13 protein-coding genes are annotated in these 12,461 nt (G+C 58.3%); 10 read left to right on the top strand and 3 right to left on the bottom strand.

Going from position 1 to position 12,461, the window contains the following annotated elements; all coding sequences use genetic code 11:
• The first annotated feature begins 192 nt into the window (after window positions 1-192).
• The 5 genes from cysP (at window position 193) to H7850_RS17910 (ending at window position 4,746) form a co-directional block, all read left to right on the top strand.
• Window positions 193-1,215, top strand: a complete 1,023-nt coding sequence (gene cysP / locus H7850_RS17930; RefSeq protein ID WP_227370856.1) for a thiosulfate ABC transporter substrate-binding protein CysP — start codon at window positions 193-195, stop codon at window positions 1,213-1,215.
• A 2-nt stretch (window positions 1,216-1,217) separates the two neighbouring features.
• Window positions 1,218-2,069, top strand: coding sequence for a sulfate ABC transporter permease subunit CysT (cysT, locus tag H7850_RS17925; protein ID WP_227370855.1), 852 nt, complete (start codon window positions 1,218-1,220; stop codon window positions 2,067-2,069).
• On the top strand, window positions 2,069-2,896 hold the full coding sequence (gene cysW / locus H7850_RS17920; protein WP_227370854.1) for a sulfate ABC transporter permease subunit CysW: 828 nt from the start codon (window positions 2,069-2,071) through the stop codon (window positions 2,894-2,896). The genes cysT and cysW overlap by 1 nt, the downstream gene beginning before the upstream one ends.
• On the top strand, window positions 2,893-3,984 hold the full coding sequence (locus tag H7850_RS17915; protein ID WP_227370853.1) for a sulfate/molybdate ABC transporter ATP-binding protein: 1,092 nt from the start codon (window positions 2,893-2,895) through the stop codon (window positions 3,982-3,984). Before cysW ends, H7850_RS17915 begins: the two co-directional genes overlap by 4 nt.
• A 168-nt stretch (window positions 3,985-4,152) precedes the next feature.
• A complete protein-coding gene (locus H7850_RS17910) occupies window positions 4,153-4,746 on the top strand; it encodes a YajG family lipoprotein (RefSeq protein ID WP_227370852.1) in 594 nt (197 codons plus the stop codon).
• 80 nt (window positions 4,747-4,826) lie between these two features.
• On the opposite strand, the gene H7850_RS17905 is transcribed toward H7850_RS17910, so the two are convergent.
• Together H7850_RS17905 and H7850_RS17900 are read right to left on the bottom strand one after the other, a co-directional pair.
• Window positions 4,827-5,465, bottom strand: a complete 639-nt coding sequence (locus H7850_RS17905; RefSeq protein ID WP_227370851.1) for a thiopurine S-methyltransferase — start codon at window positions 5,463-5,465, stop codon at window positions 4,827-4,829.
• 205 nt (window positions 5,466-5,670) lie between these two features.
• Window positions 5,671-6,000 carry a DUF1820 family protein gene (locus tag H7850_RS17900; protein WP_227370850.1) on the bottom strand — a complete coding sequence of 110 codons (330 nt, stop codon included), beginning with the start codon at window positions 5,998-6,000 and terminating at the stop codon, window positions 5,671-5,673.
• 268 nt (window positions 6,001-6,268) lie between these two features.
• Here H7850_RS17900 and miaB point away from each other — a divergent pair, with 268 nt between their 5' ends.
• From miaB to lnt, 5 genes are all read left to right on the top strand, one after another.
• Window positions 6,269-7,612, top strand: a complete 1,344-nt coding sequence (gene miaB, locus H7850_RS17895) for a tRNA (N6-isopentenyl adenosine(37)-C2)-methylthiotransferase MiaB (protein WP_227370849.1) — start codon at window positions 6,269-6,271, stop codon at window positions 7,610-7,612.
• A 199-nt stretch (window positions 7,613-7,811) separates the two neighbouring features.
• Window positions 7,812-8,819, top strand: coding sequence for a PhoH family protein (locus H7850_RS17890; RefSeq protein ID WP_227370878.1), 1,008 nt, complete (start codon window positions 7,812-7,814; stop codon window positions 8,817-8,819).
• Complete coding sequence (ybeY, locus tag H7850_RS17885) at window positions 8,816-9,349, top strand: rRNA maturation RNase YbeY (protein ID WP_227370848.1); 534 nt, start codon at window positions 8,816-8,818, stop codon at window positions 9,347-9,349. The genes H7850_RS17890 and ybeY overlap by 4 nt, the downstream gene beginning before the upstream one ends.
• Window positions 9,346-10,227 carry an HlyC/CorC family transporter gene (locus tag H7850_RS17880; RefSeq protein WP_227370847.1) on the top strand — a complete coding sequence of 294 codons (882 nt, stop codon included), beginning with the start codon at window positions 9,346-9,348 and terminating at the stop codon, window positions 10,225-10,227. Before ybeY ends, H7850_RS17880 begins: the two co-directional genes overlap by 4 nt.
• A 119-nt stretch (window positions 10,228-10,346) precedes the next feature.
• Window positions 10,347-11,819, top strand: a complete 1,473-nt coding sequence (gene lnt / locus H7850_RS17875; RefSeq protein WP_227370846.1) for an apolipoprotein N-acyltransferase — start codon at window positions 10,347-10,349, stop codon at window positions 11,817-11,819.
• Window positions 11,820-11,865: 46 nt separating this feature from the next.
• Here lnt and H7850_RS17870 read toward each other — a convergent pair whose 3' ends face one another.
• On the bottom strand, window positions 11,866-12,375 hold the full coding sequence (locus H7850_RS17870; RefSeq protein ID WP_227370845.1) for a zinc ribbon-containing protein: 510 nt from the start codon (window positions 12,373-12,375) through the stop codon (window positions 11,866-11,868).
• Window positions 12,376-12,461 lie beyond the last annotated feature (86 nt).

Here is a 12,461-nt window from a genome sequence, read left to right as displayed (position 1 = left end):
CCTCTCACCCCGGCTTCGGCCGGGGGGTTTATCGCCTCGGCACGTCATCCCCTCACCATTCCCGTCATGATTCATGGCGTATCGATAGCGCCGCCATATCGCCTGTTATTATAAAAATGAATAAAGGATATGATTGTCATTCCATTATGGTTGATTTAGCCTTTCACCAAATCGACCTTTTGTGGAATTAAAATGACTCTTTCCGTATTTCTGCGCCGTAGCGCCATCGCCTCTGCCGTCGCTGCCACCCTGTCCACCGGGCTTGCCGCACCGGCCCTGGCCGCCGACCGCGAATTGCTCAACTCGTCCTACGATATCGCACGAGAGTTGTTTGCTACCGTCAATCCTGAATTCAATGCCTGGTGGCAGGAGCAGCATGATGAAAGCGTCGAGGTCAAACAGTCCCACGGCGGCTCCTCCAAGCAGGCCCGGGCCATCATGCAGGGACTACGCGCGGACGTGGTAACCTACAACCAGGTCACCGATGTCAACGTGTTGGCCGAGAAAGGGCTGGTTGCCGAGGACTGGCAGCAGCAGTTCCCCAACAATGCTTCGCCCTACTACTCCACCACTGCCTTCCTGGTGCGTGAAGGCAATCCGAAAGAGATCGACAGCTGGGACGACCTGGTCGAAGACGGTGTCGAGATCGTCTTTCCCAATCCCAAGACATCGGGTAACGGCCGCTATACCTACCTGGCCGCCTGGGCTTATGCAGATCAAGAGTTCGACGGTGACGAGGAGCAAATTCGCGAGTTCATGAATCAGTTCCTGGGTAACGTCAAGGTCTTCGACACCGGCGGTCGCGGTGCCACCACTACCTTTGTAGAACGCAACATCGGCGACGTGCTGATCAGCTTCGAGTCCGAGGTCAACAATATCAGCAAGGAGTACGGCGAGGACGACTACGATGTGGTCGTACCGCCGGTAAGCATCCTCGCGGAATTCCCCGTGGCGGTGGTCGCCAAGAATGCCGAGCGCAATGACAATGCGGATCTGGCCCAAGGCTATCTGGAGTATCTCTACACCGAGGACGCCCAGCGTCTGCTGGCGGGTTTCAACTACCGGGTGAATGACGAGACCGTCCAGAAAGAGTTTGCCGATCAGTTCCCCGAGACCGAACTGCTGCGGGTTGAGGATGTGTTCGGCAGCTGGAGCCAGGTCATGGACAATCACTTCTCCAGTGGCGGTGAGCTGGACCAACTGCAGCGCAGGTAAGCATGATCGCGACGTTCACGGGCACTGCCCAGAAAAGGGTGCTACCGGGGTTCGGACTCTCTCTGGGCATCACCCTGCTGTTCGTGTCACTGGTACTGCTGCTGCCCATGACCAGCCTGGTCGGGCAGCTGGCCGGACTCAGTCTGTCCGAGTATTGGGCGATCATCACCGAAGAGCGCGTGGTGGCAAGCTACATGATCACCATTGGCGCGGCGGCGGTAGCGGCCATCGTCAATGCCTTGTTCGGCCTGCTGATGGCCTGGGTATTGGTGCGCTACGAGTTCCCCGGGAAGCGCCTGCTGGATGCGTTGATGGACCTGCCCTTTGCCCTGCCCACCGCAGTGGCCGGTATTACGCTGGCCACCATGTATTCGAGCAGCGGCTTCATGGGCAAGCTGCTCGCGCCACTGGACATCGAGATTGCCTACACCTGGGTCGGCATTGCCCTTGCCATGGCCTTTACCAGCATCCCTTTCGTGGTGCGCACGGTGCAGCCGGTGCTGGAAGATTTGCCTAACGAGATCGACGAAGCGGCGTTGACCCTGGGCGCCAGCGACGCCCTGGCCTTTCGCCGGGTGATCCTGCCGCATCTGTGGCCAGCCTTGGTCACCGGCACGGGACTGGCTTTCGTACGCTCCTTGGGGGAATTCGGCGCGGTAATCTTTATTGCCGGCAACATGCCCTATGAAACCGAGATCACTTCCTTGATGATCTTCGTCAAGCTGCAGGAGTACGACTACGTGGGCGCCTCGGCCATCGCTTCCGTGGTGCTGGCGGTTTCGCTTGTATTATTGCTAGCGCTAAATCTCTGGCAGGGTCGCTTCATTCGTCGGCTGCATGGAGGCAAGGGCTGATGCAACGTATCGGTGACGCACCCCGTACGCGCAGGCTTCTGATCGGCTTGGCCGTGGCCCTATCTGCGCTATTCCTGCTGCTGCCATTGATCGCCATCTTCGCTCAGGCCTTTGCCGAGGGCGTGGCGATCTTCTGGAACAATTTGAGCGACGAATACACCCTGGCGGCGATCGGCCTGACACTCTTTGTCACGGCGCTGACCATCCCGGTGAATCTCGTATTCGGCGTATTCCTCGCCTGGCTGGTAACCCGCTTCGAATTTCCCGGTCGGCGGCTGCTGCAGACGCTGATCGATATTCCCTTCGCGGTGTCGCCGGTAGTGGCGGGACTCATCTATCTACTGCTCTATGGCAGCAGCGGCTGGGTCGGCAGCTGGCTGGATGGCTACGACATCCAATTGATGTTCGCCTGGCCGGGCATCGTGCTGGTGACCCTCTTCGTCACCTGCCCCTTCGTCGCCCGGGAGCTGATTCCGCTGATGCAGGCCCAAGGCGCGGGAGAGGAAGAAGCGGCGGTAACCCTGGGGGCCTCCGGCTGGACGATCTTTCGCCGGGTCACCCTGCCCAACATCAAATGGGCGCTGCTGTACGGCGTGATATTGACCAACGCCCGGGCGGTGGGCGAATTCGGCGCCGTCTCCGTGGTCTCGGGCTCCATTCGTGGGGAAACCAACACCCTGCCGCTACACGTCGAACTGCTGTATCAAGACTACAATACCGTCGGCGCCTTCACCGCTGCCGCCCTGTTGGCCCTGATCGCTCTGTTTACCCTGGCCGCCAAGGCCGGCCTTGAATGGCGCGCCACGCGCCGGGAGCAATTCCGATGAGCATTTGCCTGACGAACATTGCCAAGACCTTCGGCCGTACCACGGCGCTGGAACCCCTCGATCTGAATATTGCCGACGGCGAGCTGGTCGGCCTGCTGGGCCCTTCAGGTTCCGGCAAGACTACCTTGCTGCGCATCATTGCCGGGCTCGAACAGCCAGACCGTTCTCGGACAGGTTCAATCCATTTCGGCGAACGTGACGTGACCAACGTACATGTGCGGGATCGGCGCATCGGCTTCGTGTTTCAGCACTATGCGCTGTTTCGGCACATGAGCGTGTTCGACAACGTCGCCTTCGGCCTGACCGCCCTGCCGCGCCGGGAGCGGCCCTCCGTCGGCGAGATTCGTACCCGGGTCAATCGGTTATTGGAAATGGTGCGTCTCGAGGAATTCGCCAACCGTTATCCGGCTCAGCTCTCCGGCGGCCAGCAGCAGCGCGTCTCCCTGGCCCGGGCTCTGGCGCTGAAGCCCGACGTGCTGCTGCTCGACGAACCCTTCGGCGCCCTGGACGCCAAGGTGCGTCAGGAGCTGCGCCGTTGGCTACGTCACTTGCACGACGAGCTTGGCTTTACCAGCGTCTTCGTGACCCACGATCAGGAAGAAGCCCTGGAGCTTTCCGATCGGGTCGTGGTGATGAGCAACGGGCGCATCGAGCAGATCGACGAACCGGACACCCTCTATCGCCATCCGGCCAATCGCTTCGTCTTCGAGTTTCTGGGTGACGTCAACCGCCTGGAGGGCAACGTCCAGGATGGCGAGCTTACCTGCGGCGAGGCACGGCTTTCCGTGGATCTGTCGGAAGGCCATGAGGAACTGCTGATGCGCCCCCACGAACTCAAATTGCTCGAGCAGCCAAGCCCCTATGCCCAACTGCCGGTAACCGTCACCTCGGCTTCTCCTATCGGCGCCGAGGTCCGAGTCGAGCTGGTGGCGGACTGGCTACCGGAGCCCTGGCAAGCCACGGTGCGTCATGCGGACTTCGAGCGGCTGCATATCAAACGCGGCCAGCGATTGTTCGTGGAGCCTCGCCGCTGGCATCGCTTCGGCAACGCCGAGACTCATGACCAGGAGGTTGAGATCATAACCTGATTGTCTCAACCATTTTTACTAAACAGCTTATCAGGCTATATTTGGAAAGCCTCCATATTCAGATGCTTCTCTAGCAAATATCAGACGCTATACTGCCGCTCTCGAGCGGCACTTTTTATTGCACACAAGGTTATTGCACACAAGATGTTTCATACAAGGAGAACCAGCATGCGAGCTGCAAAAACAACCCTCTTTCTAGGCTGGCTGACCGGTTTACTGCTGCTGGCGGGCTGCGCGCAGAGCCCACAGTATCTGCAGGTGAAGCCCAACGTCGGTCAGAGCCTGCCCCAGGTGGGTAACGGGCAGAGTGTGACGTTGGACGTGGTGGATGGACGCGAATCGGACGTGCTGGGAACGCGCAGCGGCGCGGCCATGTCCACCGCCGTGATCAGCGTCGAGGCCCACGATCTGATGCCCAAGCTCAAGAACCAGGCCGAGCAGGCGCTCGTACAGATGGGCTTTAACCCTACTGCAGATACTGCCCCCGGACGCCCCAGCCTGACGCTGACCTTGACGGATTTGAGCTACCAGAAAGCGGAAGGAAAACCACTGCTTGACAAGGCCGTGCTGCTGGCGCGCTTTCGCGCCGTGGCAAATAACGACCGCCAGTCCTACACCGGCACCTATACCGCCAAGCGTGAACAGGAGTATGCAATGAAGCCCGGTCGCGAAGCCAACACGAACATGGTCAGCGATCTATTGAGCCGAGCGCTGCAGCGTACCTTCAATGACCCGCAAATCGGTAGTCAATTGGCTCGTTAAACGACGCTTGTCACCAAGACGAACGACTGCGGCGACACGGGCCCTGGAACATTCCAGGGCCCGTGTCGTTCAGCGCCCGCTTATTCTCCGGTAGGCCCTCGCCGGGTCAGTGACCAGATGTGTTCGCTGAAGCCCCGGTCGTCCGCCGGCAGAACGTCCAACAACTCAATTTCGAAATTGGGAGTGAACAACAGCCGCACCTCATCGGAATCCACGTGATAAGGAGGCCCTTTCTCCGGCAGGATGCTGCGGGTGATGGTGATCATCAGCCCCTTGGCACCCGGCGGCAACAGCTGGGCTAGATGAAAGGCGTAACGCTGACGCGCCGGAGGACGTAGCGCAATGAGGGAAGCACGATCGTAAAACGACTGAATCTCACGAGTGTTGTCGATATGCAGCTGGAAGAAATCACCGCACCAGAGTTCCACGCTCCCCTGGCGCCAGATATCGAAAGGCTCGCGATGATACCGAGCCACTTCTTCTTCGCCTTGCGCCACGAACTCTTCGATGGCCTGGGAGGAAATCTCGATACCCAGCACTGGGTAGCCGCGCTCTGCAAGCCAGCGCATGTCCAGACTTTTACCGCATAGAGGCACCAGCACTTTTCCACCGGCAGGAACGTTCAAGCCCGGCCAGTACCGCATGAGTTGGGGGTGCGTTTCTTCCAGATGAAACCCGATGCGGCCATCACGCCAACGCTCAATCCATTCGTTAGCCATCATCTATTCCTTGTCAACAATCGCCAGCAAAAACAAAGTAACCAATTGATAAATATAGACTCATAGATCAGCTCGGCATCTTCGACGCCAACCTCGTTCGTTGTCATCCACACATTCTGTGGATAAACCTTGGGACAAACATACACCGTCCATTCCGAGACGGCGGCTTATCTCGGATCTCAGGATTTGTTTATTTTTTGATCACTTAACTATCGTCTCTTGGCGGGAAACTGATGGACCGTGGGAACTCCGCCACCTTGCCTTCCGCCTTGGTGGCTTTGGGAGTCCCTTCTCGCTCCACTTCGTCGATACGCACGATGGCATTGAGGGGAATATAGCTGCGCTGAACGCCCTCAAACGTACGCCTCAGCTTCTCGCTCGAAGGGTCGACCACCAGCTTCGAAGCATCCTCGAAGACGAAGGTCTCCACCTCGATGAATCCCCATAGCTCGCTCTGAAAAATTTCCCGAGCGTATAGCTCCCAGACTTCCCCTTGGTTATGAAACACCACACGATAGATCGGCTTGGAGGCCATGCTGCTCCTGTCTGTTGCGAGACACGCTAAGTTGATTGAAAGGGCTGGTTGAGTGATTGTCGCAGAATATGAAATTATCGCCCTAGAATACCACAGCTACCAGCCTTTCTAAGGAAGTCTTGAGGGGTCCGAGGCGATGCTGGTCAATGACTGAAGCGATACGTACAATACGAAATCCAGCTTTTCTCGGCCGATTCGGCTATTTCTTCGGCCAGGCATTCACTTCTATCACGGACAAATCGAGCGCATAGCATTGCGCAGATATTCTATGGCGAAGAAACTCTTCATCAAGACTCATGGTTGCCAAATGAACGAGTACGACTCTGCCCGCATGGCGGATCTACTCGGCGAATCTCATCAGATGGAGCTTACCGATGACGAGGGCGAGGCGGACGTCATTCTGCTCAACACCTGCTCGATTCGTGAAAAGGCTCAGGAAAAGGTGTTTCACCAGCTCGGCCGCTGGAAGAAACTCAAGCAGAAAAACCCTGATCTCGTGATCGGCGTGGGCGGCTGCGTTGCCAGTCAGGAAGGTGAGAGTCTGCGCAAACGCGCACCTCATGTGGACATGGTATTCGGCCCTCAGACCCTGCACCGGGTACCCTCGATGCTCGACTCCCAGCGCGCCGATCATATTTCCGTCGTCGATGTCACCTTTCCGGAAATCGAGAAGTTCGATCACCTGCCCAAGCCGAGCTCCGATGGCGCCACCGCCTTCGTCTCGATCATGGAAGGCTGCTCGAAATACTGCAGCTTTTGTGTTGTGCCTTATACCCGGGGCGAAGAAGTTTCACGTCCTTTCGAAAGCGTGATGGACGAGGTCATCCATCTGGCGGAACAGGGTGTACGGGAAGTCAATCTGCTGGGCCAGAACGTCAATGCCTATCGCGGCGAAAACGAGCTCGGCGATGAAATCGATCTGGCGGAGCTGATCGCCTGTGTAGCTGCAGTGGACGGCATCGATCGCATTCGTTTCACCACCTCTCATCCGGTGGAGTTCTCCGACAGCCTGATCGAGGCCTATGGCGAGATTCCCGAGCTGGTCAGTCATTTGCATTTACCGGTACAGTCCGGCTCCGATCGCATTCTGACCGCCATGAAGCGAGGCCACACCGCCGAAGAGTACATCGACAAGATGGAGCGCATTCGCGCCCTGCGCCCGGACATCAGCTTTTCCTCGGACTTCATCATCGGCTTTCCCGGGGAGACGGAAGCGGATTTCGAAGCGACCATGGACCTGATCCACCGTATCGGTTTCGATGCCTCTTTCAGCTTCGTCTATTCCGCCCGTCCTGGCACGCCGGCGGCCAGTCTCGAAGACGACACCCCGGAAGCGCTCAAGAAGCAGCGTCTGGCGATCCTTCAAGAGCGCATTCTCCAGAACGTCATGCAGATTAGTCGGCGCATGGTGGGCACGACCCAGCGTATTCTGGTAACGGGTTTCTCCCCCCGCGATCCGGGCCAGCTGTCAGGGCGCACCGAAAATAACCGAGTGGTCAATTTCCGCGCTGCCAACCCCATGGAATTGATCGGCGACTTCGTCGATATCGACATCACCGAGGCGCTGCCTAATTCACTGCGAGGTGAACTAGCCTCAACTGAATTGCATTAGTCGTATTTTCAACCCCATGTTTTAAATATACCGGCTCTGTCGATATTCACCGATTCAGGTTTGCCCCGGCAGGGTCCGGGGAAGTAAGCTCGTTCCATCGCTTTTTCTCTTTTCACTACACACGGATTCTCTTGTCTTGAGCAATAACGATTCTCAGGCGCATCGCATTCTGACGTTAACCCTCGAACCCAACGACCCCATGCGGTTGGCCAACCTCTGTGGTCAGCGGGACGAACATCTGAAACTGATCGAATCGCGTCTGGGTGTCACTCTGCGCAACCGCGGAAACACCTTTCAGCTGGCCGGCCCCGGTGCTCGAGTCAAAGCCGCCGCCAACATCCTCGAACATCTTTACCGCGAAGCCGAAAGCAGCGATCTCGAACCCGAAACCGTCCACCTGTATCTACAGGAGTCCGGTATCGAAGCGCTGGAAGAGGACGAAGGCGGTGACGAAGGCGATGTGGTCATTCGCACCACCCGAGCCCTGGTCAAGCCTCGCGGCCTCAATCAGCAAAGCTATGTCGCCAATATCCGCAAGCACGATATCAATTTTGGTATTGGCCCGGCAGGTACCGGCAAGACCTATCTGGCCGTTGCCGCAGCGGTGGAAGCGCTCAACCAGCAGGAGGTGCGACGCATTCTGCTGGTACGCCCGGCGGTGGAAGCCGGTGAGAAACTTGGCTTTCTGCCAGGCGATCTGGCCCAAAAGATCGATCCCTATTTGCGTCCCCTCTATGACGCACTCTACGAGATGATCGGGTTCGAGCAGGTCGGCAAACTGATCGAACGTCAGGTCATCGAGATTGCCCCTCTGGCCTACATGCGCGGACGCACCCTGAACAACGCCTTCATCATTCTCGACGAAAGCCAAAACACCACCCGGGAACAGATGAAAATGTTTCTGACCCGTATCGGCTTTGGTTCCACTGCGGTGGTCACAGGCGATGTCACTCAGGTCGACCTGCCCCGAGGCCAGAGTTCGGGGCTAATTCAAGTACTCGATGTGCTCAAGGAGACCCCGGGTATCGGCGTGACCCATTTCGCTGCCAAGGACGTGGTGCGCCATCCGCTGGTACAGCGCATCATCGAAGCCTACGACCTGTTCGAAGCCGAGCAGGAGTCTCAGGAGCGCGCCCGCAAGGAAGCGCGGGAGCTGGCGCGTCGTGCCGAACAGCCCCCGAGTAGCGAACAGACGTATTCTCGATGAATATAGCCTCAGGTCCCGTGGTCGATCTGCAAGTCGCCCTGGCCGATACGGCCACTCCTGGCCTGCCAACCGAGCGCGAGCTAGCGCGCTGGGCAGAGGCTGCGCTGGCTCATCATCCGAACAGGGCGAATGACGAGCTGACCATCCGGCTGGTCTCGGAAAATGAGAGCCGCTGCCTGAATCGCGATTATCGTGGCAAGGACAAGCCTACCAATGTGCTCTCTTTTCCCTTCGAAGCACCGCCGGGCCTTGAGATACCCTTGCTGGGCGACCTGATCGTCTGCCATGAAGTCGTCGCTCGGGAAGCCCTTCAGCAAGACAAGTCTCCCGCCGATCATTATGCCCATATGGTCGTACACGGTATTTTGCACTTGTTGGGTTACGATCATATAGAGGAAGCCGAGGCGGAAGAAATGGAAATGCTTGAACGCACTATCCTGGCCTCTCTAGGCATTGCCGATCCCTACGGACTTCCGGGCACTGAATGCGCCCCTTATTCAAATGACGAGGACACGAGACCCGACGCATGAACGAAGACCGATCGAGCAGCCAGGGCAGCAAATCCTGGCTCGAGAAGATGTTTAGCGGTTTTTTCAGCGATTCCGATGAACCCAGCTCCAGGGACGAGTTACTGGTCTTTCTGCGTGAAGCCGGCGCTCGGCTGCGTCTCGACCCGGATGCACTGACCATCCTCGAAGGCGCCTTTCAGATCAGCGACCAACAGACGCGGGAAGTGATGATTCCGCGCTCCCAGGTGACCGCCATCGCCGTCGATCAACGCCCCGAGGACTACCTGCCGGTCATCTTCGAGACCGGTCATTCGCGCTACCCGGTGGTCGGCGAGAACCTTGACGATGTGCTGGGCATTCTACTGGTCAAGGACCTGCTGCCCATGCTGCAGGAAAGCGATGGCGAACGGCGTTGGGTCGAACTGCGCGACGTCATCCGGCCTGCAATGTTCATCCCCGAGTCCAAGCGTCTCAATAGCCTGCTCAAGGAGTTTCGCGATACCCACAACCACATGGCGATCGTGGTGGACGAATATGGCGGTACCGCGGGAATCGTCACTATCGAAGACATCCTCGAACAGATCGTCGGCGATATCGAGGACGAACACGATACCGACGAGGATGACGAGATCCGCGACATGGGCGATGGCACCTTTTCCGTGCGCGCCCTGACCGCGATCGACGACTTCAATGAGCGCTTCGATACGGACTTTTCCGATGATGAATTCGATACCGTTGGAGGCCTGGTCATGCAGGGTTTCGGTCATCTACCTCGTCGTGGCGAATACACCGACCTGAGCGGTTGGCGTTTCACCGTACTGGGCGCCGATAATCGACGCATTCGTCTGTTGCAGGTCGAACGGCTGCCCGATACGGGTATGGATGAAGCCGAGGGTTGATACCCGGTCGTCATCGATCAACCGCTCTGGTATAAGAGGCACGTCCAAATCTTGCCTATGATCCTCTTCCGTGAAGATGCTTGGCTGGCAAGCGCGAATCAACAAGGAGTGCCTTTCCCATGCTGTCCTATTCCCGCCCCTGGGTGGGTTTTGTCGCCGCGCTGGTCGCCGGTGGCCTGACCACCCTGACTTTCTCGCCGTTTGAACTCTGGTGGCTGGGGCCGGTCGCCGTGATCCTGCTCTATATCGGTATACACGACCTGACACCGGGGCAGGCGCTACTTCGTGGCTGGTGCTATGGCGTTGCCCTGTTTGCCACCGGCACCTACTGGATTTATGTCTCGATCCACGATTACGGCTATGCCAGCGTGCCTCTGGCGGTATTTCTCACGGCGCTGTTTGCAGTCACCCTGGCGTTCTTTTTCGCGATACCTTTCTGGTTCTACCGTCGTTTCACCGGGCGCCGTCTTGCCTTTCTGAGTTTCGCGGGCTTCTGGGTGCTCATGGAGGTGCTGCGCACCTATCTGTTCACCGGCTTTCCCTGGCTGCTGCTGGGCAGCGCCCATGTAGATTCACCGCTCTCGTCTCTTGCGCCCCTGGGCGGTGTCTATCTGCTCAGCCTGGTAACGGCGCTTTCTGGCACCTTGGCGGCGGAATTCCTCAAGCGTCGCTGGTGGGCGGCGGCGCCTTTGGCAATTTTATGGATAGTGCCGTTTCTACTACCGCTGCAATGGACGACGCCCAGCGAGAAACCGACCCGGGTTGCGCTGCTGCAGGGCAATCTTCCACAGCTGATGAAATGGTCCGAAGAGGGGCAGCGCAGGGCAGCCAATACCTACGCGACCTTGACCCGGGCCCAGCCTGAAAACATCGATCTCATTGTGTGGCCGGAAACCGCCCTGCCCATGTTCCAACGCCAGGCCGAGCCGCTTCTCGAGCGAATCCAGGCGACACTTCCGCCCAACACCGCCCTGCTTACCGGCATCGTGCAGCGAGACGACGAGGATCGTTATTACAATGCGGTCATCGGCGTGGGGGACGTGGAAGGCGAGTACCGCAAGGAGCACCTGGTGCCTTTTGGCGAATATATGCCGTTGGAGAACCTGCTGCGCGGCATCATCGCCTTCTTCGATTTGCCCATGTCGAGCTTTTCCGCGGGCCAGTCCGACCCGGAGCCGATTCAGGCGGCAGGGCTGAGTATCGGCAGCGCGATCTGCTACGAGATCATCTACCCGGATCTGGTGGCACAGCGTGCCAGAAATGCAGATGTGCTGTTGACCATCTCCAACGATACCTGGTTCGGCGACTCCATCGGTCCTTTACAGCACATGCAGATGGCACGCCTGCGAGCGTTGGAAAACGGTCGCTATGTCATCCGCGCCACCAGCAACGGGGTCACATCGATCATCGATCCCGATGGCCAGGTAACCGTTCAGGCGCCACGTTTCGAGACCGCCAGCATCGATGGCCGGATTCACGCCATGCAGGGGCAGACCCCTTTCACCAGCGTTGGCAGCTGGCCGACCTGGCTACTGGCCGCCTTGTTCGTATTGCCGGGGCTGCGTTTACGCCGCAGCAAATCCCGCTTCTGATAACGGGAAGACGCCATCACTGATGCCGAGGTGATGGCGTATCTCTTCAGGTACTCGGTGAGCGCTCGAAATAACGGTGCCCACACTCGCGACAAGGCTCCAATCGCGTGACTCTTTCCAACTCGACTTTTGCGCCGCAATGCACACAGGCCATGCGTCCGGGGGCGGCAATTTCGCCGGCCACATAGTCGGCGCGAGATGCTTCGAGATCGTCGTTGAGCTGCTCCCGTTCGATGATGCTACGATCGGCAACGGAGAAAAGCGCATCGGTGATCTTGCGCGATAGCACGTCCAGGTCGATGCCCAGCCAACTGGCGACACCGGAACCGCCGGCGGCCAGATAGCCACGCAGATCCTTGAGATCGCGCTCGACCCAGGCACGCAGCAGCGCCACCTCATCCTTGGTAAACTCCTCGAAATCGGCTTCGAACTGTACCGACTCATCGAGATCCTTCTGCAGATTGTCCCAGGAAAGATCGTTGGCACCGTTCTGCATCCGTTCAAGAACACGCTCGTAGGCTTCGTGCAAACGGTTCTCTTTCTGCTGTTCGCTCATGACTTCCCTCCTCCAGTTTTGCCATTCCCCATGGTCACTGATACACCCGGGCTTCCCTGCCGGCGTCTAGAGGGCCGGCTATCGGG

This window comes from Halomonas sp. M20 (genome assembly GCF_020622265.1).
Taxonomy (GTDB): Bacteria; Pseudomonadota; Gammaproteobacteria; order Pseudomonadales; family Halomonadaceae; genus Modicisalibacter.
The sequence above is the reverse complement of the archived record's forward strand: the minus strand, read 5'-3'. Positions and strand labels throughout refer to the sequence as shown.